Source organism: Pilosibacter sp. NGB245, from assembly GCF_057397225.1.
Genome location: NZ_CM171584.1, coordinates 2,592,830 through 2,618,771, shown reverse-complemented (window position 1 = coordinate 2,618,771; position 25,942 = coordinate 2,592,830). Strand labels below are relative to the sequence as shown.

24 protein-coding genes are annotated in these 25,942 nt (G+C 49.9%); 17 read left to right on the top strand and 7 right to left on the bottom strand.

What is annotated here, in order from left to right; translation table 11 throughout:
* The first annotated feature begins 142 nt into the window (after positions 1 to 142).
* Positions 143 to 877, top strand: a complete 735-nt coding sequence (locus tag ACXMYH_RS11780; RefSeq protein ID WP_118321263.1) for an ABC transporter ATP-binding protein — start codon at positions 143 to 145, stop codon at positions 875 to 877.
* Positions 878 to 885: 8 nt separating this feature from the next.
* Positions 886 to 1,803, top strand: a complete 918-nt coding sequence (locus ACXMYH_RS11775; RefSeq protein WP_486463523.1) for a SufB/SufD family protein — start codon at positions 886 to 888, stop codon at positions 1,801 to 1,803.
* 185 nt (positions 1,804 to 1,988) lie between these two features.
* Here ACXMYH_RS11775 and ACXMYH_RS11770 read toward each other — a convergent pair whose 3' ends face one another.
* The 4 genes from ACXMYH_RS11770 to ACXMYH_RS11755 form a co-directional block, all read right to left on the bottom strand.
* The gene (locus ACXMYH_RS11770) at positions 1,989 to 2,846 is read right to left on the bottom strand and encodes a YitT family protein (RefSeq protein WP_142412160.1); all 858 of its coding nucleotides are present in this window, start codon (positions 2,844 to 2,846) and stop codon (positions 1,989 to 1,991) included.
* Between the two features lie 148 nt (positions 2,847 to 2,994).
* A complete protein-coding gene (locus tag ACXMYH_RS11765) occupies positions 2,995 to 3,762 on the bottom strand; it encodes a carboxymuconolactone decarboxylase family protein (RefSeq protein WP_215703287.1) in 768 nt (255 codons plus the stop codon).
* Between the two features lie 77 nt (positions 3,763 to 3,839).
* Positions 3,840 to 4,310 carry a flavodoxin gene (locus ACXMYH_RS11760; protein WP_118530631.1) on the bottom strand — a complete coding sequence of 157 codons (471 nt, stop codon included), beginning with the start codon at positions 4,308 to 4,310 and terminating at the stop codon, positions 3,840 to 3,842.
* A gap of 128 nt (positions 4,311 to 4,438) precedes the next feature.
* On the bottom strand, positions 4,439 to 5,362 hold the full coding sequence (locus ACXMYH_RS11755) for a LysR family transcriptional regulator (RefSeq protein WP_215703288.1): 924 nt from the start codon (positions 5,360 to 5,362) through the stop codon (positions 4,439 to 4,441).
* Positions 5,363 to 5,659: 297 nt separating this feature from the next.
* Between ACXMYH_RS11755 and ACXMYH_RS11750 the strand changes: the two genes are divergently transcribed.
* From ACXMYH_RS11750 to ACXMYH_RS11735, 4 genes are all read left to right on the top strand, one after another.
* Positions 5,660 to 6,136, top strand: coding sequence for a pyridoxamine 5'-phosphate oxidase family protein (locus ACXMYH_RS11750; RefSeq protein ID WP_118530832.1), 477 nt, complete (start codon positions 5,660 to 5,662; stop codon positions 6,134 to 6,136).
* Positions 6,137 to 6,154: 18 nt separating this feature from the next.
* On the top strand, positions 6,155 to 6,463 hold the full coding sequence (locus tag ACXMYH_RS11745) for a hypothetical protein (protein ID WP_215703289.1): 309 nt from the start codon (positions 6,155 to 6,157) through the stop codon (positions 6,461 to 6,463).
* 36 nt (positions 6,464 to 6,499) lie between these two features.
* Positions 6,500 to 6,946, top strand: a complete 447-nt coding sequence (locus ACXMYH_RS11740; RefSeq protein WP_329751646.1) for a MerR family transcriptional regulator — start codon at positions 6,500 to 6,502, stop codon at positions 6,944 to 6,946.
* A 136-nt stretch (positions 6,947 to 7,082) separates the two neighbouring features.
* The gene (locus tag ACXMYH_RS11735) at positions 7,083 to 8,933 is read left to right on the top strand and encodes an AAA family ATPase (protein ID WP_486555861.1); all 1,851 of its coding nucleotides are present in this window, start codon (positions 7,083 to 7,085) and stop codon (positions 8,931 to 8,933) included.
* 158 nt (positions 8,934 to 9,091) lie between these two features.
* On the opposite strand, the gene ACXMYH_RS11730 is transcribed toward ACXMYH_RS11735, so the two are convergent.
* A complete protein-coding gene (locus tag ACXMYH_RS11730) occupies positions 9,092 to 9,703 on the bottom strand; it encodes a 50S ribosomal protein L25 (protein WP_329751649.1) in 612 nt (203 codons plus the stop codon).
* A gap of 475 nt (positions 9,704 to 10,178) precedes the next feature.
* Between ACXMYH_RS11730 and murI the strand changes: the two genes are divergently transcribed.
* From murI to ACXMYH_RS11710, 4 genes are all read left to right on the top strand, one after another.
* Positions 10,179 to 10,952: a glutamate racemase gene (gene murI, locus ACXMYH_RS11725; RefSeq protein WP_118530641.1), complete on the top strand. Its 774-nt coding sequence runs from the start codon at positions 10,179 to 10,181 to the stop codon at positions 10,950 to 10,952.
* Positions 10,953 to 11,096: 144 nt separating this feature from the next.
* Entirely contained in the window at positions 11,097 to 11,705 is a 609-nt protein-coding gene (locus tag ACXMYH_RS11720) for an NAD(P)H-dependent oxidoreductase (protein ID WP_215703292.1), read from the top strand.
* Between the two features lie 453 nt (positions 11,706 to 12,158).
* Positions 12,159 to 12,719 carry an RNA polymerase sigma factor gene (locus tag ACXMYH_RS11715; RefSeq protein WP_405581180.1) on the top strand — a complete coding sequence of 187 codons (561 nt, stop codon included), beginning with the start codon at positions 12,159 to 12,161 and terminating at the stop codon, positions 12,717 to 12,719.
* Complete coding sequence (locus ACXMYH_RS11710; RefSeq protein ID WP_118530647.1) at positions 12,701 to 13,480, top strand: hypothetical protein; 780 nt, start codon at positions 12,701 to 12,703, stop codon at positions 13,478 to 13,480. The genes ACXMYH_RS11715 and ACXMYH_RS11710 overlap by 19 nt, the downstream gene beginning before the upstream one ends.
* Positions 13,481 to 13,778: 298 nt before the next feature.
* On the opposite strand, the gene aroE is transcribed toward ACXMYH_RS11710, so the two are convergent.
* A complete protein-coding gene (gene aroE, locus ACXMYH_RS11705; RefSeq protein WP_118530649.1) occupies positions 13,779 to 14,663 on the bottom strand; it encodes a shikimate dehydrogenase in 885 nt (294 codons plus the stop codon).
* A gap of 474 nt (positions 14,664 to 15,137) precedes the next feature.
* On the opposite strand from aroE, the gene ACXMYH_RS11700 reads away from it, so the two are divergent.
* Both ACXMYH_RS11700 and ACXMYH_RS11695 read left to right on the top strand, forming a co-directional pair.
* The gene (locus ACXMYH_RS11700; RefSeq protein ID WP_486554946.1) at positions 15,138 to 15,656 is read left to right on the top strand and encodes a shikimate kinase; all 519 of its coding nucleotides are present in this window, start codon (positions 15,138 to 15,140) and stop codon (positions 15,654 to 15,656) included.
* A 17-nt stretch (positions 15,657 to 15,673) separates the two neighbouring features.
* Positions 15,674 to 17,266, top strand: a complete 1,593-nt coding sequence (locus ACXMYH_RS11695; RefSeq protein WP_486554945.1) for an AAA family ATPase — start codon at positions 15,674 to 15,676, stop codon at positions 17,264 to 17,266.
* Between the two features lie 248 nt (positions 17,267 to 17,514).
* Here the strand turns inward: ACXMYH_RS11695 and ACXMYH_RS11690 are convergent, their stop codons facing one another.
* Complete coding sequence (locus tag ACXMYH_RS11690) at positions 17,515 to 20,436, bottom strand: NYN domain-containing protein (RefSeq protein ID WP_486554944.1); 2,922 nt, start codon at positions 20,434 to 20,436, stop codon at positions 17,515 to 17,517.
* Positions 20,437 to 20,747: 311 nt separating this feature from the next.
* Between ACXMYH_RS11690 and ACXMYH_RS11685 the strand changes: the two genes are divergently transcribed.
* The 5 genes from ACXMYH_RS11685 to infB all read left to right on the top strand — a co-directional run bounded on the left by ACXMYH_RS11685 (position 20,748) and on the right by infB (position 25,931).
* Positions 20,748 to 21,215, top strand: coding sequence for a ribosome maturation factor RimP (locus ACXMYH_RS11685; RefSeq protein WP_486554943.1), 468 nt, complete (start codon positions 20,748 to 20,750; stop codon positions 21,213 to 21,215).
* Between the two features lie 15 nt (positions 21,216 to 21,230).
* Positions 21,231 to 22,415, top strand: a complete 1,185-nt coding sequence (gene nusA / locus ACXMYH_RS11680) for a transcription termination factor NusA (protein ID WP_118530684.1) — start codon at positions 21,231 to 21,233, stop codon at positions 22,413 to 22,415.
* 71 nt (positions 22,416 to 22,486) lie between these two features.
* Positions 22,487 to 22,717 (top strand): RNase P modulator RnpM, encoded by a 231-nt coding sequence (gene rnpM, locus ACXMYH_RS11675; RefSeq protein ID WP_117470801.1) that lies wholly within the window; start codon positions 22,487 to 22,489, stop codon positions 22,715 to 22,717.
* Positions 22,704 to 23,009, top strand: coding sequence for a L7Ae/L30e/S12e/Gadd45 family ribosomal protein (locus tag ACXMYH_RS11670; RefSeq protein WP_118530688.1), 306 nt, complete (start codon positions 22,704 to 22,706; stop codon positions 23,007 to 23,009). The genes rnpM and ACXMYH_RS11670 overlap by 14 nt, the downstream gene beginning before the upstream one ends.
* 324 nt (positions 23,010 to 23,333) lie before the next feature.
* Positions 23,334 to 25,931 carry a translation initiation factor IF-2 gene (gene infB, locus ACXMYH_RS11665; RefSeq protein ID WP_486555860.1) on the top strand — a complete coding sequence of 866 codons (2,598 nt, stop codon included), beginning with the start codon at positions 23,334 to 23,336 and terminating at the stop codon, positions 25,929 to 25,931.
* Positions 25,932 to 25,942 lie beyond the last annotated feature (11 nt).

Below are 25,942 nucleotides of genomic sequence, written 5' to 3'. Positions count from 1 at the left end.
GATGGCGAAATTGATAATTTTGCGCTATAATACACTCATACCTACCGGAAAATAGAATTTAACAAAACTCAGCGGTATTCGTGACTGGAGAAAAATGAGAGATTGTCAGAGTACGGGGGCATAGATACAGAGAGGTGAAATTGTGTTAAAAGCAGAAAATTTAGTCCTCCATGTGGAGGATAACGGGACGAAAAAATGTCTCCTGGATCATATTTCTTTCCAGGTGGACGATGGAGAAATGCTGGTGATCACGGGACCGAACGGCGGCGGTAAGTCTACGCTGGCGAAGGTCCTGATCGGGATCGAGAAGGCGGAGAGCGGAAAGATCTTTTTAAACGGGGAGGATATCACGGATTACGATATCAACCACCGTGCGAATGCCGGGATCGGCTACGCGTTCCAGCAGCCGCCGAGATTTAAGGGAATGACGGTGCAGAGACTTCTCGCACTGGCAGCAGGAAGAGAAATGTCAGACGTCGAGTGCTGTAAGTTATTATCGGATGTCGGACTCTGCGCGGAGGAATATTTAAACCGCCAGATCGATGGAACGCTCTCCGGCGGCGAGATGAAACGGATCGAGATCGCGACAGTTCTTGCGAAGGAACATACCTTATGTATTTTTGATGAGCCGGAAGCCGGGATCGACCTCTGGAGCTTTTCCATGCTGATCCATAAATTCGAGGAGATCCACAAAGAGAAAAAACAGAGTCTGATCGTGATCTCCCACCAGGAGAAGATCATCAGCATGGCGGACCGGATCATGGTGATCGATGATGGAAAGATCAAGGCGGAAGGTCTCAGAGAAGATGTCCTTCCGTGCCTGAACGGTCTCGATAAATGTCATACATGTGCAGGAAAAGCGGGGGTGAGAGCGTAATGGTAGAGCTGGATCATGTAGTAGAAGAAGTATTGAAAGTCATCAATGACAATGGATTTTCCCAGAAAGGCGCTTTCAACCTGCGTCAGAACGGAACTTCCATCTGCCACGGGGACAGTGAGCACATCAAGATCAAAAAGAAGACGGACAAGCCGGGGATCGATATCTATATCGACGGCGAGACAAAGGGCGAGAAGGTCTATATTCCGGTCGTTGTCAGCGTTTCCGGCATGACGGATCTTGTATATAATGATTTTTACATCGCAGATGGCGCGGACGTGACGATCGTTGCGGGATGCGGGATCCACAATAGCGGCTGCAATGAGAGCCGTCATGACGGGATCCATACCTTCCATGTCGGAAAGAACGCGAATGTCTGTTATCAGGAAAAGCATTACGGAGAGGGAAACGGGACCGGCGGTCGTGTGCTGAATCCGGTGACGAATATCTATGTGGGAGAAAACTCCGTATTTACGCTGGATACGGCGCAGATCAAGGGCGTTGACTCCACAGTCCGCGAGACGCTTGTCGAGATGGAGAAAAACTCCAGACTGTATGTGACTGAACGCCTGATGACCGAGGGAGAGCAGACGGCGGAGTCCAACATCGAGGTCCGCTTAAACGGGGAGGAGAGCTCCGCACAGATCATCTCCAGATCCGTCGGAAAGGGAAATTCCGTCCAGACGTTCCACCCGAAGGCGGTCGGCAACAACAAGTGCCAGGCGCATATCCAGTGTGACTCGATCATCATGGACCATGCGGAGATCGGCTCGATCCCGGAGATCCGCGCGCGTGATCTCAACGCGGCAATCATCCATGAGGCGGCGATCGGAAGGATCAACGATGAGCAGTTATTAAAGCTCCGGACTCTGGGACTTACCGAGGAAGAAGCGGAGAACGTGATCATCGAGAATTTCCTGAATTAAACGGGAAGCTGAAGACGGGAATTTTATATAGAAAGATTTCGTACAAATCCAGATTGATAAAAAACAGGTCCGCAGGTGAAGATCACCGGTGCGGACCTGTTTGATTTACGCGAACAACGAGCCAAAGTCTGCGCTTGCGCGAGAACTTGGCGACTGTCGTGATAATAAGGGAAATATTGGTTTTTTTAGAAGTACGTCCGTCTCTTCGGCGTATTCCAGCTTCCGACAACGCGCTTTACGTTGGAGATCGTGACAAACGCGTTAGGATCTTTCGACTGGACATAGTCCATAAACTGACCATATTCCTTCTTTGTGAGGATCGCCAGGATCTCGCTCTTCTGGGCATCGCTGTAGCCGCCGGTGGCCGTGTAGACAGTGATGCCGCGCTGGAGATTCTCGATCACATAGCGGCGGAATTCATCGTTGTGTTCGGAGATCACGCACACCCGGATCTTTCCGGTGAACTCATCGATAAAGTAGTCCAGCACGAGACCGCTGAAGTAGGTCGCCAGAGCACCGATGATCACGGTCTGAAGATCGTAGGCGAAATAGGAGCTCGCGACCGTCACCATGCCGGCGATGATGATCGCCTGTCCGAGATCCAGATGGAGATATTTGTTCATGATCTTCGCGATAATATCGAGACCGCCGGATGCCGCGTTGGCGTTGAAGAGGATCGCCTGTCCGAAACAGATCACAACGATCATACCAACTACATCCAGGGCGATGTTCCCCGTCGGAGATCCCGGATCCGGGAAGGCGGTTTCAAATACGAAGAGAAGTACCGGGAGCAGGATGGAGATAAAGATGATCTTTGTCCCGAAAGTCTTATCGATAAAGAGAAACGCCAGGATGATGCAGATGATGTTTAAGATCAGAGTCATGACGGAGAGCGACAGCGGAATGAAATTTACGAGGACTACTGCGAGTCCGGTGATGCTCCCGCTGATAATGTGGTTCGGATTCATGAAAAAATAGACTCCCACGGCGATGATGAAAGTACCGAAGAAGATCGTGGAGAAATATTTTAGTTTTTCGAACATACTGTACGTCCTTTTTCTGTCAGATTTTTGCAGAGTTTCCAAAAACAGGAGACACTGTCTGCGTGTAAATCATAGAGAAAAAAGAGCGGATTGTCAAACAGGCGCTTTGCAGTGTGAGCGCTTGTATGCGGCAAAGTGCGGGATCATCCTATTTCAGTTTCCCGTACTCCTCATCAGAAACGGTCTCACACCATTCGTTGGAGTTCTCTTCGCCCGGAACTTCGATGGCGAGATGGGAGAACCAGGAATCCGGAGCGGCACCGTGCCAGTGTTTGACTTCCGCCGGAATATTGATGCAGTCGCCCGGCTTCATCTCGATGGCTTCTTTGCCTTCCTCCTGATAGTAGCCGCGTCCGGCCACGCATACAAGGATCTGTCCGCCGCCGCTCTTTGCGTGGTGGATATGCCAGTTGTTGCGGCAGCCGGGTTCGAAGGTCACATTGAACACACCGACCTGTTTGGTGGATACCGGTGCGAGATAGCTCTGACCGACGAAGTATTTTGCGAAGGCGTCATTCGGGGCGCCGATCGGGAAGATCATGGACTTTGCATGGGCTCTCATGGCCTCGTCCTTGTAAGGAAGATCGCCTTCATTCATCTGCCATACTTCTTTTGCAAGGTTGAAGACGGCCCAGCCCTTCGGCCAGCCGACGTAGAATGCCACATGGGTGATGATCGCAGCGATCTCTTTCTGGGTGACGCCGTGTGCTTTTGCATTCTTTAAGTGGAACACGAGGGAAGAATCCGTGATCCCGGAGGACATGAGTGCCACAACGGTGATGATACTTCTAGTCTTTACATCGATGTCCTGGTTGTTCCAGTTTTCTCCGAAGAGGACATCGTCATTAAAATGCGCGAACTGGGGAGCAAATTCGCCCAGCGCGTTTCTTCCTGCTGTCTGTACAATTTTTGCCATGTTTTTTCTCCATTTCCAGATCGACTGCAGGCTGCATGATCCTGGATCATGTCAGTCTGCAGCCGGTTTCTGCTTTATTATAAGGATTTTACCCAATCAGCGATCTCCTGTCTGGAAGCTCTGTTTAAAAGCTTTCCTTCCACGATCTCTGCACCAGGTGCGGACGGTTTTAATTCTTTTACTGTGTTGCCGAATCCGCTGCCGCCGGATGTCGCGAAGAGGACGATCTTCTTGCCTGTAAAGTCGTAGGACTCAAGGAAGGTGTTCACGATTGTCGGAGCGACATACCACCAGATCGGGAAGCCGAGGATCACGGTATCATAAGCGCTCATATCGATATCCGCCTTTACGATCTCCGGTCTGAATTTCTTGTCATTCATCTCCACGCTGCTTCTGGATTTTTTGTCCATCCAGTTTAAATCTGCTGTTGTATATGCCACCTTCGGTGTGATCTCGCAGAGATCAGCGTTTCCTGCTTCTGCGATCTGCTCTGCAATTTTCTTTGTTGTTCCGCCTGCACTGAAATATGCGACTAATTTTTTTGCCATTTGAATTACCTCCTGTGAAAACAAGTTCGCGTAAATAAAAAGGATGCAGAAAGAAGATATGGATCTTCTTATGCATCCATTGTAGTTCTAAGATTTTTGAATGTCCAATACCTATATCAAATCATGATTTATGCCTTGCAGGCATTTAACGAAATCAGAGAAGTTCCTGCATCATGAGTGGCCACGGAACTGATGATCTCGATAAATTTGTTGACCGCATGGGAGTTCGGCAGATTTCTCTGCCATGCGATCACGGTACTAGAGGTGATCTCTGGGAAGAGTTTCCGCTGAACGAGCAGGTCAGGCCGCCAGTATCTTGCCGCACCGGCGACAGATACCGGGTATCCCAGCCCGTAAAAGGCCATGACTCCGGCATTTGTTCCGAGATTGCTGGTGAATGCGATCTGGAGCTTATCGAAGTCTTTTCCGAACCAGTTTGCGATCTCACTCTGGACTCCGGTGCGCTCCGGGAGGATCAGCGGTTTCCCGAGGAGATCCTGCTTTGTGATGAATTCTTTCCCGGCGAGCGGATCGTCCGGGCGCATCCCGACGACCCAGTGGTCACTTTCCGGGATCCGGATGTAGTCGAGACCTTCCGTATCCACAGGTTCCAGGAACATCCCGATGTCCACGAGACCTTTTTTCATCATCTCGTAGACCGTATCCGCCGTGGCGGTGTGGATCGCGATCTGTACGAGCGGATATTTTTCACGGCAGACTTTGCAGATTTCTGCCAGGATCTCGACGGCTGCGAATTCCCCGCAGCCGATCGTGACGCTGCCGTCGATGACTTCCTCGGTCCCTTTCAGCTCCTCCAGAGTCCGCTTTTCGAGATCCAGCATTTCGAGAGCGCGGCGCTTTAGGAGAATCCCCTCGTCGGTCAGGGTGATCGTCCGCCCGTTCCGGTTAAAGAGAGAAATGCCGAGCTCTTCCTCGAACGCGGCTAACTGCCTGGAGAGAGTCGGCTGGGTGATATGAAGCTGTTCGGCGGCTTTTGTGAAGCTTTGTTCTTTGGCTACTGTGAGAAAGTAGCGGAGTATTCTGAGATCCATATAGAAATTCCTTTTTTGAGTCGGATGATTTTCAGTAATCGTGAAGAGGCGGAACAATTTCGATTTTTAGAGGGCCGTAACTGGGAGAGTAGGGAGTAGTTCCGATAATTCTATATTAACTGGAATTTCAGAATTTGTCATCCGGGTTTTTTGATAATTGTTGTCAGGGCGGTAATGTGGTAAAATGAGGAAAATATGTTTTATGGAAACAATCATGACTTTTTGCAGATATGTACAGGAAAGTCTGATGAGACTGAAAATGGAAAAAAGAGATTATTCGGGAGATGGAGGAGAGAGATGTTCAGGGAAATTCGGAAAAAGAAAAATGCAATTACGGCTGATGCGGCAGAATCACTTCTGGAAAAGAGCAGACGCGGTGTTCTCGCGGTAAACGGGGATGACGGTTATCCGTATGCGATCCCGGTCAACTATTTTTACGACAGAAACGAGCAGAAGATCTATTTCCATGGCGCGCGCGCAGGACACAAGGTCGATGCGCTGCGGGCTTCGGATAAGGTGTGCTTTACGGTTTACGGAAATGAAACGATCCGGGAGGAAGCATGGGCGCCGTATATGCAGAGCACGGTCGTCTTCGGCAGATGCCGCCTGCTTGAGACGGGGGAGGAGACGCTTGCCCTGTTGAAACGGTTTGCAATGAAATATTACCCGGATGAGAAACTGGCGGATGAGGAAATCGCGCAGGCGGGAAGAGCGGCACAGGTCTTTGAGATCGAGATCGAACATCTCAGCGGGAAAGAAGTTCAGGAACGATAAAACTTACGGAGGCAGAGTTTGAAAGTAGAACAGGATGTGATGGCTTACGGAGTGGAGAAGGACAATGCGGGCTGCTATTTTATTGAAGATGAAATCATCCTGAGAAAGCCTGAAAAGATCGAAAACAACAAAGAATTCTGCGACTGCAGCTTCCGTTGGAAGTTTACGGAGAACGATGCGCACGGCGTCAGCATCGGAAAGACACTCCCTGCCTATCCGACAGATGTAAAAAACGTGTATCCGAAGGAAGCGTTTACCGCAGAAAATGCGGCAAAGATCCCGTGTGAGCAGGTGCTGGGGACGTATTGGGTTGTGTTTGAGAGATAGAAAAGTATTATAAAGAACCGGGAGAGGAAGATTAACATGGCATATACGGTAGGAGAAACGGCGAGGATGCTTCATGTTCCGGCATCCACGCTCCGATATTATGATAAAGAGGGACTTCTTCCATCTGTAGAGCGGACGTCCGGTGGAATCCGGATGTTCAAGGATGATGATATTGAGTGGCTCAGGATCATCGACTGTCTGAAAAAGTCCGGGATGTCGATCCGGGATATCCGCGAGTACATTGCGCTCGTAGCGCAGGGAGATTCGACGATCAATGAGAGACTGCAGCTTTTTTACCGTCAGCGCGAGATCTTAAAGGCGCAGATGCGGGAACTGCAGAAAACGCTGGACACACTCGACTATAAATGCTGGTTTTATGAGACCGCAAAAGAGGCAGGAACCGTTGAAGTCCCGCAGCAGATGGCGGCAGAGGAATTGCCGGAAAGGTTCCGGAGTGTGCGTGCACAGCTGCAGGAACTTTAAGGGAGAAAGAACATGAATAATACAGGAACAATGTGATATATATATGACATAGTTCCGAAACAAAATTGACAAAGTTCTTTTTGCAAGGTATGCTGTAGCTATAAAAGATGTTAGGAGGTGTTGCGAAGTGACGGAAATGATCCCGGTCAGAGAAGCGGCAAAACGCTGGAATATAACAGAACGAAGAGTTTCAACTCTGTGCAAAAACGGAAAAATTGATGGAGCAGAAAAGCAGGGAAAACGCTGGATGATCCCGAAAGACGCGCAGAAACCGGCAGATCAGCGGATAAGGACGGGCGTTTACCGGAAAGCGGAACGGCCAGCAAAGCTGCCTCTGCCGATCGGAGTTTCCGATTATTGTCTTGCATCATCGGAATACTACTACATCGACAAGACGATGATGATCAAAGATTTTATCGATGAGCGTCCAATGGTAACCTTGTTTACCCGTCCTCGCCGCTTTGGCAAGACTCTCAATATGGATATGCTGCGCACCTATTTTGAAAAGAGCGACAGGGATACATCCATCTACTTCAACAACAAAAAAATATGGACCTGCGGACAGAAATATAGAGATTATCAAGGAAAATACCCAGTGATCTTTCTCACGTTTAAGGATGTAAAATTCAATACCTGGGAAGAAACATTTGCGGCTATCCGCGATATTTTTGCTAAAGAAACCAGACTCCATAAAGAACTGCAGACCAGTGAAAAATGCGATGAATATAGCAGACAGATCTATGCGAACTTAGCGGCCGGAAAGACGGGGGAGGTGGAACTGGCTTCTGCACTTCTGGATCTGTCAGCAATGCTTCACAGCCATTACGGCATAGCCCCCATTATCATTATCGATGAATATGATACTCCGATCCAGCAGGGATATATGAAAGGCTTTTATGATAAGGTCATTCAGTTTATGCGAAACCTGTTTTCAGGTGGCTTCAAGGATAATAAACATCTTTCGTTCGGCTTCCTTACTGGAATTTTAAGGGTTGCAAGAGAAAGCATTTTCAGTGGGATGAATAACCTGGCGATCAACTCGGTGCTGGACAATAAATACAGTTCCTATTTTGGATTTACAGCAGATGAAGTGAGAGAGATGGCGGAATATTATGGAGCTGCAGACCAATATGATGAGATCTGTCAATGGTATGATGGCTACCGGTTTGGCAGGACTGAGATCTTTAATCCATGGTCAGTAGTCAGCTATTTCAGCAGCGAATGTGAGCCGAGACCGTACTGGGTATCCACTGGCAGCAATGACATTATCGGGGAGATCCTGGCGGAGGCGGATAAGGAGATTTATAGTCGTCTGACTTCGCTGATCAATGGGGAAACTTTCACCACCTATATTGATACAGGAGTGATTTATCCGCAGATCAGGAGCAATCCATCGACCATTTACAGTTTCCTTTTGATGACCGGATACCTGAAAGTCCTGAAAACTATGACGTCGTTCAGTGGAGATATTATGTGCGAAGTTGCCTTGCCAAACCGTGAGATCGCACTTGTGTATAATAAAGAGATTCTTCAGCGGCTTGGGAACATGATTCCTCAATCTACGGCGATTGCGATTCAGGAAGCTATTTTCTCTGGAGACAATCACAGACTGAAAACGCAGATACAGATGCTGTTGACCCAGTCCGTGAGCTCTTTTGATACGGCAGGAGAAAATTTTTATCATGGATTTATGCTGGGATTGTGTGCTTTGATGAACGGCGCTTTTGCAACATCCAATAGAGAATCCGGAGATGGACGTTACGATATTCAGTTAAAACCGATCCGAAAAGGTCTTCCTGGAATTCTGATCGAACTGAAGGCGGAGAAAAACTGCAGCGCTGAAAAACTGAAAAAACTGTCAGAGACCGCTTTGAAACAGATTGAAGACAAGAAATATGATACAGAACTGCTTTCCGCCGGCGTTACAGGGATCTACAAGTATGGTGTAGCTTTCAGTGAAAAAAAGGTTGAAGTGACAGCAGGATAAAGAAGGAGAAAGGGGATCACACCTCAGTGGGTGGATCCCCTTTTTGAAAAATGTTTAAGTTTTCTGTGAAACTGCTAAAAAAACTGGCGGCGCCGCCCACAGGGGAGCAGTACCGCCAGTTTTGATTTTATTTGATAAATTATTCGATCCCAGAGCAATTACTTGGTCTCTTTGTCATCTGCAGCTGCTGTGCCAGGAGCTGTTGTCACTTCAGTAGCCGGAACAACGTTGTGAACCGGGATGACGGAGAGTACAACTGCCTCCGGATCAGTCTTTAAGTCGATGTCTTTGTTCTTTGCGATCTCGAGATCTTTCACGTGGACAGTATCACCGACCTTCAGGCCAGCGGCATCCAGAGTCGTTGTCTCAACAAGAGCGGACGGGAATGCCTTATAAGCAACCTCGCTTAAGTCTTCCTGAAGAACACCGCCGATAACGGCTTCACGGTTCAGGATCACGATCTCAGCAGTAGAAGAAACTTTCTCATCGCTTACCAGTGCCTGGAAATCGATCTCATCGATCTTTCTGGTCATGGAATTGTAATCAACTTCCTTGATCAGGACATCGTAAACCTGACCTTCGACATCAAGATTGATCTGGCCGCCTTTATGCTCTGTCTTTAAAAGACGATCAACATCCATTGCATTCATCTTTACCGGGATAGAACCTTCGATGGCATGTCCGAAAACATTGCCTGTAACAAATCCTTCTCTTCTTAATCTCTTTGCCTTAACATCCATGCTTCTTTTTTCAGCTTTTAAAGTAGTCATTTATCTTTTCCTCCAAAAATCTGATTGCCGGCAAACAACTTCTTTTGTTCTGCCGGATTCGCTTAGCAGCCCTCAGCTTTGAAAAGGGGGTTTTGTTAAGTTTGGTTGAACATTTGCTGTTCTCTTTGTTACAGCGTTAGTATAGCAGCATTTTGCAAAACAGATTAACCAAAAATGAAAAATATTTTGACAAAAATCTTAAAAATTGCACAAAAAGCGAAAGTGGGGAGGCTGTGGATGGTCAAGCGGAGGAAAATGTGGTAAGATGGATGAAAGATGGAAAATCCAGTAACAGTGGAGAGGATTGAAAGAGCAGACTCCGCAGATATGAGGGAATACCATGTTGATATTGCGCCAACAGAGCGGACTCCCTGAAAGAAGCGATGGGAGAATTGCGGCAGGAGATTCAGCGATACGGAAGCTCTGGCAGGCAGAGTGATATAGAAGAACAGAAAAACGGTGAGGTGACAGAAAAATGAGTACAGACAATCGCCCGATTGGCGTTTTGGATTCCGGACTTGGCGGGATCAGCGTGTTAAGAGAGCTGGTCAAACTGATGCCGGGAGAAGATTTTATTTATTATGGAGATTCGGCGAATGCCCCATACGGAACAAGAACGCCGGAGGAGGTCATCGACCTGACAAAAAAAGATGTGGAATTTCTGCTGGAGCGGGGCGCGAAAGCAATCGTCGTGGCCTGCAATACAGCGACAAGTGTGGCGATCAAAGAACTTCGAGCCGCATATGAGGAGGTTCTCCCGGTGATCGGGATCGAACCGGCGTTAAAACCTGCGGTCAAGGCAAAGGAACATTCCAAAGTCGTCGTCATGGCAACCCCGATGACGCTGTCACAGACGAAATTTAATTCGATGATGCATATTTATGAGGACGATGCGAACATCATCAAGATGCCGTGTCCGGGACTTGTGGAATATATTGAAAGCGGCGTGCTCGATGGACCGGTTCTCGATGCTTATCTGGAAAAACAGTTTGCACCGTACGACAAAGCAGAGATCGATGCGGTCGTTCTCGGATGTACGCATTATCCGCTGATCCGTGAGGTGATCCAGAAACATCTGCCGGGAGTTTTCGTTTACGACGGCGGATTCGGGACCGCAAAGCAGACGAAAAGGCGTCTTGAGGAGCGCGGACTTCTCTCGGACCGGGAATCCGGCGGAAAAGTTGAGATCTTCAACAGCAGGAACACGGAGGAGATTCTGGAGCTGTCGAGACAGCTGCTGAATATGTGACAGCCAAAGGAAAATCTGTGATAAAGACGGTCTGAAATGTGTGCAGAAACAGTGAAATTGCTTTTGGCCTCATGATAAGCGTAAAAGCTGGATCAATATAGCAGAATCAGGTGCATGGGTAAAACATAAACAGGGAGATCAGCAATGAAAAAGTTATTATTCATCGATGCCTGCGTCAACCGCGGCATCTCAAGGACGGAACAGCTCGCACAGGCGTTATTAAAGGAAATGAATCAGAACGGGGAGTATGAGATCGAAACTTTAAATCTTGAGGATGAAGATCTGAAACTCTTCACAGGTAAGGAGAGTGCGCTCCGGGAATCGCTCACAAGAGCAGGAAATTTTGAGGGACCGCTTTTCACTTACGCGAAGCAGTTCGCAGCTGCGGACCGGATCGTTGTTGCAGCTCCGTACTGGGATTTCTCATTCCCGGCGCGGATGAAATGTTATCTGGAGCAGATCTGCGTGACAGGTCTGACGTTTACATTCTCCTCCAAGGGCATTCCGGGCGGTCTGTGCCATGCAGACAGTCTCCACTATGTGACGACCAGCGGCGGATCCATCGGGGAGCTGAACCTCGGATATGAGTATCTGGAGAAGCTCTGCAAGGTCTATTACGGGATCCATGAGACCGTATGCTATACCGCTGAGGGACTCGACATCGAAGGGAACTCGGTAGAGGAGATCATGAAAGAGGCGGAAGAAAAGGCAGTTCAGAAGTACAGGGAGTTTACAAGCAGGAGCAAACTGTGACGAATCATATTCAGGAAAACGAAAAGCAGAAAGTCAGGAAATTTACGCTTGATGGCAAGCTGTGACTGAGAGAATATGAGTCTGGCATGTGTGGAGTCCCTGAAAAAGAACGATCGGTCTGTACGGGGCAGGATCGCGGACTGGATGTGCATGCGTGTAAACTAAATAAACGGATCATGATACAGGACAGTGCGTCGACAGAAATGTGGAGCACTGTCCTGTTTTGTCTGGCAGGAAATTCCGATGAAATTTCCTGATAAATAAGAAGGTACGATGTATCAATGATGCGTACTTGTGCGAAGGTGCGGATTGCTGCAGACAACTTAGCGTTAAGACTGAATGTGACGAAGCCAATTTTTTGTCTTTTTTATATAAATTATTAGAAAAAATGAACTTTCCTCAAGGTTCCTGTCTCTATAAGACAGATGCATCAAAAAAGAGAGGAGGCAGGACATGGATGAAGAGAATATCGTGAGACGGATGATCGATGGCGACATGGAGGCATTCGGAACGTTGATGGAGCGATATGAGAAGCCGGCGCTCAGAGCCGCATGGCTGATATCCGGAAATGCTGCGGACAGTGAGGACATTGTCCAGGAGACATTTACCGCCTGCTATTTAAACAGAAAGAAGCTCAGAGAGCCGGCGGCCTTTAAGACATGGTTTTACCGGATCCTCACGAGGTCGGCATGGAAGATCTGCAAAAAGACAGGGCGGGAGTGTCCGGAGGAGGAACCGGCATCCGGGCAGGAGGACACAAAACGGTCGGTCCTGGAAACCTGCATCATGAAGGAGGAGGAACGGATCCTTTTTGAGGCGGTGGAGAAGCTGCCGCCGAAACAGAAAACGGTTCTGATCCTTTACTATTATAATGACATGCCGATCCGCGAGATCGCGAAGGTCTGCGGAGTGTTCGAGGGCACGGTGAAATCAAGACTGTACCATGCGAAGGAGCAGTTAAAGAAGGTCCTCACGCAGGAGGAAGGAGGAAAAACATGGACGATCCTATCTTAGAAGAAAGACTGAAAAAAATGTTTGAGAGCCGCGCAGGAGAACTTCCGGATGAATCCCTGCGGGAGGTGCGGATCAGGAAACGTGTATATGAACAGATAGAAAGAGAGGAAACTCATATGAAGAGAGGATTTATGAAAAAGGCAGTGATCGCGGTGGCAGCGATCTGTGTATTTGGTAGCATGACAGCATTTGCGATCGGGAACATTGCGGGAGTGACATCGCACAGTGACCGGAGAGATGAGGTGCATACTTATGAACAGGCGTTAAAGCTTCAGGAGGAACATGGACCGAAGGTAAATTTCCCGGAACAGTTTTCCAATGGATATACGTTCGAGAGTGCTGTCCCGGTGAACTATGAGACGAGTGACAAGGATGGAAATAAGCTGGGCAAGGGGATCCATCTCGACATTACTTATGGAAAAGAGGGGATGGAACCGATCACATTTTCTGCGGAAGTCGGGCTGGACGGCGGGAGCGCTCCGACGGATGTAAAGACGTGCGGGGATGGCACGGAACTTCGATTCTATAAGACGGTCAACAAATTTGTGCCGGCCAATTATGAACTCACCGAGGAGGACAAAAAGGCCCAGGAAGCGGGCATCTTTGACCTTGCTTACGGCAGTGATGAGATCGAGATCACAACCTCCTGTATGGTCGAGTGGGACATGGACGGTCAGGGGTACAGCCTGTTCAAGTTTGGCGAGGAGCTGAGCGCGGAGGAGATGTTCGCGATGGCGGAGGAGATCATCGATGCACAGTAAAGCGGTATATTTACAAATAAGGAGCGATTCGGGCAGCTTTTCATGGATAGGAATGTTCTGAACGGAAAATGAGGTATTGAGGAAAATAAAAGAATCAGATCAACAAGTGAAAACACGCTTCGCGAGTTTCCCCTTGTTATCGCGACAGTCGCCAAGGTCTCGCGCAAGCGCGGACTTTGGCTCGTTGTTTGCGTAAATGAAAAAGCCGGTGAAATCGGGTGGAGCTACCCTGATTTCATCGGCTTTTTGTGAAATCCGGCATATTCGGGATGCAGGATCAAAAACTTGCAGAACTGTCTTATCTGGAGAAAAACTCACGTTTGATCTGCTCCACCGGCATCTCTTTTCCGGTCCAGAGGCGGAACGCCTCGGCGCCCTGGTAGAGGAGCATGTAGGAACCGTTGAAGAACGGGTTTCCCTGATGTTTTGCCATGGAGAGGAGTCTTGTCTCACGCGGATTGTAGATGATGTCGGATACGATGAGACCGTCCGGGAAGACGAGATCTTCCGGGACCGGGCAGGTATCCTCGTGCGGGGCCATGCCGACGGAGGTTCCGTTTGTGAGGATGGCACTGTCTGCGAGTTCCTGTTTTAAGAGTTCGGCGTCGGAAAAATCGCAGATTTTGATCTTGCAGTCGGTGATCTTTGTGAGTTCGTCCACAGTATGTACCAGGCGGTCATAGAATCGGCTGGTCGGTCTCACGAAGACAGAGATTTCCTTTAAGCCGTCGAGTGCCGCCTGGACCAGGATCGCGGTCGCGGCGCCGCCGGCTCCGAGAAGAGTCATTTTTTTGCCGATGATGTCATAACCGGCATCTTTTACGGACTGCATGTAGCCGATGCCGTCGGTGTTATGGCCGATAAGGCGTCCGTTTTCGTTTACGACCGTGTTGACAGCGCCGATGATCCGGGCAGCGGTGGAGAGTTCGTCGCAGAGGGAGACCATGAGGTTTTTATCCGGCATGGTCAGGTTGAAACCGCGGGCACCGAGGACTTTTAAGCCGGCGACAGCGGTTGGAAGTGTTGCTTCATTTACGTCAAAGGCGAGATAGCGGTAGTCGAGACCGAGTGCTTCAAAGGATGCGTTGTGCATCATTGGGGAGATGCTGTGGGCGCAGGGACTGCCGAGAAGGCAGATCAGGGCGGTGTGGCCGGTGATCGGGGTGGGTGTCTGATATTCCATTTTATGGGTACCTCCGGGGGATTATTTTCATTTTTTCTATTATAGCAGTGGGGATGGGGGAATGCAATGGAGAGATGAAATGCAGAATATGTTGGCGAGTGGTACGCGGTGAGCTTCCGGACAGGAGTGCTGGGGATGCGGGGAGGGTTCCTCTAAGCCCCCGGGAGACTGCTAAGGGCGGAGAATCGGGGACACAACTCGCTGCGCTCAGACAAGTGTCCCCGATTCTCCAACGCAGTCACCCGCGAGCTAAGAGGAAGCCAGCTCCCCGCATCATGCACTCCTGCCCGGAAGCTCACCGCTGGGAGATATTGGGTGCTAAGAAGGATGCGCTGGCGGAAGCTTACTGCAGTGCCTGCGCTAATCCCCGGCTTGCAGTTCTTTTTTATATCTGCTATACTTTTCTTAATGATACCTGTGAGGACAGAACGGAAATTCTGTGTGGCACGGGCGGCGAAAGAGGAGAATGTAAGGATGGCAGGACTGAAGGAACATATTTTTCTGATCGGATTTATGGGATGTGGAAAGAGTACGAATGCGGCGCGTCTGGCGGAGATGACCGGGGCGGAGCAGGTGGAGATGGATCAGGAGATTGTGAACGGGGAACAGATGGAGATCGCGGAGATCTTTAAGGAGAAAGGTGAGCCATATTTCCGGTCACTTGAGACGGAGCTGATCCGCAGTTTTTCGGACCGGGATCCGGCGGTGATCTCATGCGGGGGCGGAGCCGTGCTGAAGGAGGAGAATGTCCGTCTTATGAAGAAATGCGGAAAGATCGTCCTTCTCACAGCGACACCGGAGGCGATCTATGGGAGAGTCAAGGACAGCACAGAGCGCCCGGTCCTGAATGGAAATATGAATCTTTCTTACATTGAGGATCTGATGGAAAAGCGTCGTTCGAAGTATGAGGCGGCCGCAGATATCACCGTTGCGACGGATGGAAAGACAGCGGAGGAGATCTGTGAGGAGATCCTTGGTAAGTGCGGAAAATAAAGAAGGGAGAATTGCACATGGGAAGTTACCTGAATCCGGGAAGCAAGGGATTTCAGGAGAGACTGAATTCTGAAATTTATGTAGATAAGACAGGTCTGATCGAAAAAACGAATGCAGTTTTGGATACAAGACAAAAGTTCCTGTGTGTAAGCCGACCAAGACGTTTTGGAAAATCAATGGCAGCAGATATGCTTGCTGCTTATTATGAGCGTGGGGAAGACGCAGATTTATTATTTCGCTCGCTGAAGATCAGCAAAGCGGAATCCTATCGTGCTCATCTGAATCAATATGATGTGATCAAGGTAAACATACAGGAATTCCTCAGCATGACAGGAAGTATGGATGAGATGCTTTCGATGTTGAAAAAATATCTGGTGTTTGATCTCATGGAGCATTTTGATGATGTTCGTTTTCGGGACGAGAGTAATCTGATCCAGGTAATGAAAGATATTTATGCAAAGACGAAACGAGCATTTGTGATCCTGATCGATGAATGGGACTGCCTGTTCCGGGAATACCAGCAGGATCAGGATTCACAGAAGAAATATCTGGATTTTCTGAGGGCATGGCTGAAGGATAAAGAGTATGTTGCTCTTGCGTATATGACAGGCATTCTTCCGATAAAAAAATACGGATCACATTCTGCGTTAAATATGTTTACAGAGTATTCCATGACAGATCCGGGGGAGCTTGCGGAGTATTTTGGATTTACCGGACAGGAAGTGGCACAGCTCTGTCAGAAATATGAGATGGATTTTGACGAGGCAAAGGCATGGTATGATGGATATGGGCTTGTCGCACACCGGCAGTCCGGGGATCAGTATTATTCCATGTACAGCCCGAAATCTGTTGTAGAGGCCATGCTCAGACATAAGTTTGGAACATACTGGAATCAGACGGAAACTTATGAAGCACTGAAGATCTATATCCAGATGAATATGGATGGGCTGCAGGATTCAGTCGTCAGAATGCTTGCAGGCGAGGAAGTGTACGTCAATATTGGTACATTCAGTAACGACATGACGACTTTTGCGACAAAGGATGATGTCCTTACGCTCTTGGTACATCTTGGATATCTGACTTACAATAGTACGAATGGGACAGTGGAAATTCCCAATAAGGAAGTTTCGAAAGAATATGTCAATGCGATCAGTACCATGAGCTGGCATGGAGTTGCGGATTCGGTGGAAGCATCCCGCAGATTACTGGATGCACTGTGGAAAATGGATGCTGATGCAGTGGCAGCAGGAATCGATAAGGCACATGAAGAGATTTCTATTCTTCAGTATAATGATGAAAATTCACTTAGCTGTACGGTCAGTCTTGCATTTTATTTTGCGAGAGAATATTATGCGATCGTGCGTGAACTGCCATCAGGAAAAGGATTTGCTGATATCTGTATGATCCCACGGAAACATCATCTGGATAAACCGGCAATTATCATAGAATTAAAGTGGGATAAAGGTGCGGATGCCGCGCTGGCACAGATAAAAGAAAAGCAGTATGGGAATGCATTGAAAGATTACCATGGAAATTTACTGCTGGTGGGGATCAATTATGATAAGAGTACAAAGAAACATGAATGCGTAATCGAATCCATGAAAAAATAATGGATCGGATAAGATAAAAAAGAGACCTTCACGGTCATCCCAAAATTTTCAGAAGCTGAATATGTCAGCGGCAGAAAATTGGGAAGACAGGTGAATGTCTCTTTTTTTTGTTCTCCAGGAAAATTAGATGAAACTTTCCGGAAAAAGGCAGTATGTGCCAGGAATGTGCACTTGCGCGAAGCCTGAGAATGCCGCAGGCAACCGCGCAAGGCAGAAAAATGAGAAATTCCGCCATTTGCGAAAAATGACTACGGCATCTCCGATTTCTTCCCCAGCCGCACATCTTCCAGATATTTTCTCGTCTCCTCATCGGCGTGCAGGAAGAGGTAATTCTTCGCACTGCCGGTATGTTTTCCTTTCTCCTCGGAGATCAGCTTGCCGACGCGTTCGATCTCTTCACGGAAATCTCTTGCGGACCAGAGGATGCAGCCCTGACTGCGGATAATGAGCTGGATCACGCCGTCGGAGGTTGCTACGGTGGTGCGGTAACGCCTACCGATACGGATCGCGACTTTTTCGATGTACTGGTCTGCGGTCTCCGCTTCTTTTGTATACACAACGTGGATGTTGTGATATTTCTGGACTTTCTCGACACCGCCCGGAACCTTGTAGGCATCGAAGACAACGATGACGCAGATCTTCCGGAATCCCTGATAATTGCTCAGGATGTCCATGAGCTTGTAGCGGGCCGCATCGATATTGACGGCGGCAAGCTCACTCAGCTCGTCCCATGCAAAGATGATGTTGTAGCCGTCGACGAGAAGATATTCGTCTTCCGGCTCCTCTTTCTCTTTTGACGGTTTTACAGGAGCTGTATTTTTGGCCCGGATCACGGTGCGGGAGTCATAGTCCGAGGCGAGTTTTCGCTTCGGTTCGCCGTATGTACGGGTGAAGATCGCCTGGAGTTCCTTATCATCATAGAAGGAGAGGGAGCCGTCTCCGCGGCCGCGGGAAGAGCCGGAACCTGTATTTGCAGCAACCGCTGCCTCAGAAACAGCACCAGAGGGACTGCCGGAACGAAACTTTGCACTGCCGCCGGCTGCTCCGGCCGGAACCTTCCCGGCCGCCACATCGGCCTCCATCGCCTGGAGCCGTTCATTTGCCTCTCTTAAATCCCGCTCCTGCGCTTCCTTCGCAAGCTGCTTTGCGAGCGGACTCTCCACATGCATATAGTTTTTCACTTCGTTCCACGGAACGACAAAGCCGGCGCCGTGGGAGCAGAAAACAGATCCTGCCGGGTCCTGAAGGTCAAAATCGAAATCATATCCGGAAGCAGCGATGACTTCCTCCGCGTTGTGGCACGGTTCATACCCGGAAAGGCTGAGCGTCAGTCTTCCGCGTCCTTTCGTGTAGGAGATCACATCCCGCTGGTAGTTCCGCATCGTGGAAACCGGCGCGGTCCCGGTGAGCAGAGCCATTGCGCCGTCCTGCTCCGGTGCGGAAAATTCACCCTGCATCCGGTCGAGGTCCGCCATCGCGCGTCCGAGATTCTCGGACGGAACCTCCAGACGGAATGCGTAGTAAGGCTCCAGGAGCACACATCCCGCCTCACAGAGTCCCTGACGGACGGCCCGGTAGGTCGCCTGGCGGAAATCGCCGCCCTCGGTATGTTTCAGGTGGGCGCGTCCTGCGATCAGCGTGATCTTCATGTCGGTGATCTCGGAACCGGTCAGGATCCCGCGGAAGCGTTTTTCTTCGAGATGCGTTAAGATCAGACGCTGCCAGTTCTTATCCAGCATATCTTCGCTGCAGTTTGCTGCAAAGACCATCCCACTTCCCGGTTCGCCCGGCTCCATCAGGAGATGGACTTCCGCATAGTGGCGGAGCGGCTCAAAATGGCCGACTCCTTCGACGGTCTTTGCGATCGTTTCTTTATATACAATATTTCCTTCCCCGAATCCGATCTCCACGCCGAAACGGTCTTTTACCTGGCTCTTTAAGATCTCCATCTGCACATCGCCCATGACCTGCGCCTGGATCTCGCCGAGTGTCTCATCCCAGACGATGTGGAGCTGCGGGTCTTCTTCCTCGAGCATCCGCATGTTTTTTAGCATCGTGTGGGAATCGGTCCCGAACGGCAGCAGGATCCGGTAGGTGAGGACAGGCTCTAAAAGCGGGAGAGAACTCTCGGAGGCAGATCCGAAGACCTGCCCCGGTCTTGTATCGGAGATGCCGGTGACAGCGACGATCATTCCTGGTTCCGCTTCCTTGAGCGCCTCAAATTTTGCTCCGGAGTAGAGGCGGATCTGGTTGATCTTTTCCTCAGAATCAGTAAGAGAATCCCGGACTTTTAAACCGCCGCCGGTCACCTTGAGATGTGTCATCCGAACACCGGCTTCGTCGCGGGAGATCTTAAACACTTTTGCACCGAAATCTGCCGGATAGTCCGGACATGACGCGAATTCGCCGAATGCGGTCAGAAATTCCCGGACACCGGTAAGCTTTAAGGCAGAGCCGAAAAAGCACGGGAAGAGCTTCCTGTCGTGGATCGCTTTACGCACATCTTCTGTTTTTAAGACTCCGTCTGTCAGGTAGGAGTCCAGGAGCTCTTCGTCACAGGTGGCGATCTCCTCAAAAATCTCTTCACCGGATCTCTCATTTCCGGAACTGGACCGTGCGAAAGAGTCCACTGTCATTCCGCTTCCGGAACCGTCTGACGAAACATTTCCAAAGTCAAGAATCTCTCCGTATCCGGAAATTCCCGTAAAATCCACGATCGCCGGATCCAGCCGTTCTTTTAAGGATGCCAGGACCGCTTCTTTATCCGTCCCTTTCTGATCCATCTTATTGACAAAAATAAATACCGGGATCCGGTAGCGTTTTAAGAGTCTCCAAAGAGTTTCCGTATGTCCCTGCACTCCGTCGGCCCCGCTCACGATGAGGACCGCATAGTCAAGGACCTGCAGTGTCCGCTCCATCTCCGCCGAAAAGTCCACATGTCCCGGCGTATCAAGGAGCGTCACGGAGGCGTCGCCTAACGGAAAGACCGCCTGCTTCGAAAAGATCGTGATGCCCCGGGCGCGTTCCAGCGCGAAAGTGTCTAAAAACGCGTCCCGGTTGTCCACACGCCCCATTTTCTTTAATTTTCCTGTTTCATATAAAATTGCCTCGGACATGGTCGTCTTGCCGGCGTCGACATGTGCGAGGATCCCGATCACGAATCGTTTCATATATTATCTGGTCTACTTTCTAAATAATTAAGATAGGAACAGTATATCAGAAATCCGTCATCCATGCAATGAGACGGAAGAACCATCGGTAAAATCCTGCTGCAGCGCGCTGACAGAGGGAGAACGATCCGGCAAAGATGCACAGAAATCCCGCAAATAGGCATATTTCCAAGTAAACCCCTTGATTTTTCCGAGCTTCTGTGGTACGATAACTATCGATAACATAAGTAACCGGTCAAAAGAGTGGACGAAACGTCCACTCTTTCGTTTTGCATAACCGGAAAGATCCGGCAGAGAGGCGGTGGAAACCCATGGCAAGAAGAGAGGAATATGAATCCAAGGTCGAGAAGTTTTTAACCCCGATCATGGAAGAGAACAATTATGAACTGGTCGACGTGGAGTACGTGAAGGAAGCTGGTACCTGGTACCTGAGAGCGTACATCGACAAAGAGGGCGGTTTTACAGTGGATGACTGTGAGATGGTATCGAGACGTCTGAGCGACTGGCTCGATAAAGAGGACTTTATCGATGACAGCTATATCCTAGAGGTGAGCTCCCCGGGACTCGGAAGACCGTTAAAGAAAGAGAAAGACTTTAAGAGAAGTCTCGGTGAGGCGGTCGACATCAAGCTGTACCGCGCGATCGACAGACAGAAAGACTTTTCAGGGATCCTCACAGCATATGACGCGGACACCGTGACGATCCGCTACGAGGATGGTTCCGAGAGTACATTCAATAGAAAAGACATTGCCTTAATTCGTCTGGCATTCGATTTTTAATAAGGAGGATAAAAAATGAACAAGGAACTGATGGAATCGATGAACATACTCGAAAAAGAGTACAACATCAGTAAGGACACATTGCTGGAGGCCATCGAGAACTCCCTTCTCACTGCCTGCAAGAACCATTTCGGCAAGGCTGACAATGTGAAAGTCATCATTGATCCGGATGGCTGCGATTATTCCGTATATATGGAAAAAGAGGTCGTTGAGAACGTGGAGGATCCGATCACACAGATCAGCCTCGCCGACGCAAGAATGATCGCTCCGAGACATGTCCTTGGCGACATCGTCCAGATCCCCATTGATTCCCATGATTTCGGCCGTATCGCGACCCAGAACGCAAAGAACGTGATCTTACAGAAGATCCGCGAGGAGAGCCGGAAATCCCAGTTAAGCGAGTGGCAGTGCAAGGAGAAAGAGGTCGTTACCGGTATCGTTCAGCGTTACATCGGCCGCAATGTCAGCGTAGATCTCGGAAAGATCGATGCGATCCTCCCGGAGGCTGAGCAGGTCAAAGGCGAGACCTTCCAGAGAACCGAGCGTATCAAGGTTTATATCCTGGAAGTCAAGGACAGCCCGAAAGGACCGAGAATCTCCGTATCCAGAACCCATCCGGACCTTGTGAGACGTCTGTTTGAGGCCGAGATCGCAGAGGTTCGTGACGGTACCGTTGAGATCCGCGCGATCGCCCGTGAGGCAGGTTCCAGAACAAAGATCGCAGTCAGCTCTACAGATCCGAACGTAGATCCGGTAGGCGCATGTGTCGGCTTAAACGGCGCGAGAGTCAACGCGATCGTAAATGAGCTCCGCGGTGAGAAGATCGATATCATCAACTGGGATGACAACCCGGCATTCCTGATCGAGAACGCACTGAGCCCTGCAAAGGTCATCTCCGTTGTTGCGGATGAGGACGAGAAAGAGGCACAGGTCATCGTTCCGGATTACCAGTTATCCTTAGCGATCGGTAAAGAAGGACAGAACGCAAGACTGGCTGCAAGACTGACCACCTACAAGATCGATATCAAGAGCGAGACACAGGCGAGAGAGCTTGGACTCTTCGATGATATGGACTTCGGCGAGGAAGGTTTTGAGGGCGAGTACGAGAAAGATGTAGAGCCGGCAGGAGAAGAAGCTCCGGCAGAAAATGAAGCTCCGGCAGAGGAGACTTCCGAAGCACAGGCCGAGACAGAAGAATAGGAGAGAAGGGAACGACGACAGTGAGTACAGTAAAGAAGGTTCCGCAGAGACAGTGCATCGGCTGCGGTGAAATGAAAAACAAGCGGGAGCTGATCCGGGTTTTAAAAGGTACTGACGACGTGATTTCCATCGACGCGACCGGGAGAAAAAACGGACGCGGCGCATACATCTGCCCATCCATGGCATGCTTTGAAAAGGCAGTGAAGAGCCGTGGACTGGAACGCTCCTTTAAAATGGCAATTCCAAAAGAAGTTTACGAAAGTCTGAAAAAGGAGATGGAACAGATCGATGAACAGAAATAAGATCCTTGGACTTTTAGGACTCGCGGAGAAGGCCGGAAAGGTCAGAAGCGGCGAGTTTTCCACAGAAAAAGCGGTAAAGTCCGGAAAAGCCGGGCTGGTGATCGTGTCGGAAGAATCTTCGGACAACACGAAGAAAATGTTCCGGAACATGTGTACTTACTATAAAGTTCCGTACTTTGAGTTCGGAAACAAGGAAGAACTCGGCCACATCCTGGGAAAGCAGATGAGAGCGTCCCTGGCGGTGATCGATCCGAATTTTTCCGAGGCACTGTTGAAGCATTTTGCCGATTAGGAATGTGAAGCATCGGCAAGATCCAGTTGCGGTACACGGGCGAAAAGTGGCTGTGCACTGTAACGTGATTTGGAGGTAGCGAGCGTGAGTGAGTTTGAAAAGGATTTAGGAAAGAAAAAAGAGGGAACAGATACATTGAATCAGAATCAGGAGAATTCCACAAAGCCGGCAGTTCCGGCTGAGGGAGAAAATAATGCGCCGGCAGCACCGGCAAAGAAGAAATTTGCTGCGGTTTATCGTCCGCAGAACAGTACACAGAAGCGCCCGGCGGGAAACCGTACACAGGGCGGACAGAGACCGGCAAGACCGAACAACGGTTCCGGCATGCAGGTAAGACCGACGACAGGAAACGCACCGGCAGAAGCACCGGCAAAGACAGCCGAGACACCGGCAGCACCTGCACAGAAACAGGAGACAAAATCTGAGGCACCTGCAAAGGATCTCAGAGAGAATGTCCGTCCGCTCCCGAACCAGGGAAGAACAGACGGTCAGTCCCAGCAGAGAGAGAGCCGTCCGTTCCCGAACCGCGACGGCAATCGTGACAACCGTCAGGGCGGCTATCAGGGCAATCGCGACAATCGTCAGGGCGGTTACCAGGGCAGCAGAGACGGCAATCGTCAGGGCGGCTATCAGGGCAGCAGAGACGGCAATCGTCAGGGCGGCTACCAGGGAAGAAACGATGGAAACCGCCAGGGCGGCTACCAGGGAAGAAACGACGGAAACCGCCAGGGCGGCGGCTACCAGGGAAGAAACGACGGAAACCGCCAGGGCGGCTACCAGGGAAGAAACGACGGAAACCGCCAGGGCGGCGGCTACCAGGGAAGAAATGATGGAAACCGCCAGGGCGGCTACCAGGGAAGAAACGACGGAAACCGTCAGGGCGGCTATCAGGGAAGAAACGACGGAAACCGTCAGGGTGGCTTCCAGGGCAGAAATGACAACCGTCAGGGTGGAAACCGCGGCGGAATGGGCATGTCGAAACCGTCCTTCGATACTCCGCTTGCACAGAAGCAGCAGAATACGAAGCAGAGCAAGAATGCTTACAAGAAAGAGCATGACGCAAAGAAAGACCGCGACATGGAGATGAAAGGCAAACCAGGAAAGGGCCAGAAGGGCGTAAAAGCTCCGGTTATGCCGCAGCCGAAGAAGGAGGAGGCGAAGGTCGAGGAGATCAAGACCATCGTGATCCCGGAGGTTATCACCATCAAGGAACTCGCGGAAAAGATGAAATTACGTCCGGCTGATATCGTTAAGAAGCTCTTCTTACAGGGCACGATCGTGACGATCAACCAGGAGATCGACTTTGAGAAAGCCGAAGAGATCGCAATGGAATATGACGTTCTCTGCGAGAAAGAGAAGAAAGTCAATGTCATCGAGGAACTCTTAAAAGAGGATGAAGAGGACGAGAAGGACATGGTTCCGAGACCGCCGGTCATCTGCGTAATGGGTCATGTCGATCACGGTAAAACTTCTCTTCTCGATGCGATCCGCCAGACAAACGTTACCTCCAGAGAGGCAGGCGGCATCACACAGCACATCGGTGCTTATGTTGTAGATTACAACGGCCAGAAGATCACATTCCTCGATACACCTGGTCATGAGGCGTTCACAGCCATGCGTATGCGCGGTGCCCAGGCAACCGATATCGCGATCCTCGTAGTAGCAGCGGACGACGGTGTTATGCCGCAGACCGTTGAGGCGATCAACCACGCGAAGGCAGCAGGCGTTGAGATCATCGTTGCTGTCAACAAGATCGATAAGCCGAGCGCAAACGTAGAGAGAGTAAAACAGGAGTTATCCGAGTATGAGCTGATTCCTGAGGACTGGGGCGGAAGCACCGTATTCGTACCGGTTTCCGCACATACAAAAGAGGGAATCCCGGAACTTCTCGAGATGATCCTCTTAACAGCAGAGGTAAAAGAGTTAAAGGCAAACCCGAACCGCCGCGCAAGAGGTCTTGTGATCGAGGCGCAGCTTGATAAGGGAAGAGGACCGGTGGCAACGGTACTTGTACAGAAAGGTACCTTAAAGGTCGGTGACGCTATCGCCGCAGGCTGCTGCTACGGTAAAGTCCGCGCCATGATGGACGATAAGGGCAACCGTGTCAAAGAGGCAGGCCCATCCACTCCGGTAGAGATCCTTGGACTCAACGATGTTCCGAACGCAGGTGAGGTATTCATCGCGCACCAGAACGAGAAAGAGGCAAGAAGCTTCGCAGAGACATTCATCGCAGAGAGCAAGAATAAGCTTATCGAAGATACAAAGGCAAAACTCTCCTTAGATGACCTGTTCTCACAGATCAAGGCCGGAAATGTCAAGGAACTTCCGATCATCGTAAAAGCCGATGTACAGGGTTCTGTAGAGGCTGTAAAACAGAGTCTCGTAAAACTTTCCAACGAGGAAGTTGTTGTCAAAGTCATCCACGGCGGCGTTGGCGCGATCAACGAGTCCGACGTTACACTTGCATCCGCTTCCAATGCGATCATTATCGGTTTCAACGTTCGTCCGGACGCACAGGCGAAGTCCATCGCGGACCGCGAGAAAGTCGACATGCGTCTGTACCGCGTCATCTATCAGGCGATCGAGGATGTAGAGGCTGCCATGAAGGGTATGCTGGATCCGGTATACGAGGAGCAGGTAACCGGTCATGCGGTTGTCCGCCAGACCTTCAAGGCATCCGGAGTCGGCACGATCGCTGGTTCCTATGTGCTTGACGGTAAGATCACCCGCGGAAGCAAGGCACGCATCACAAGAGACGGTGAGCAGATTTTCGAGGGACCGCTTGCATCCTTAAAGCGTTTCAAGGACGATGTGAAGGAAGTTGCAGCAGGTTACGAGTGCGGTCTTGTATTCGAGGGATTCAACGATCTCCAGGAAGACGATATGATCGAAGTTTACATCATGGTAGAGGTACCGAGATAGGTTTTAAAGAA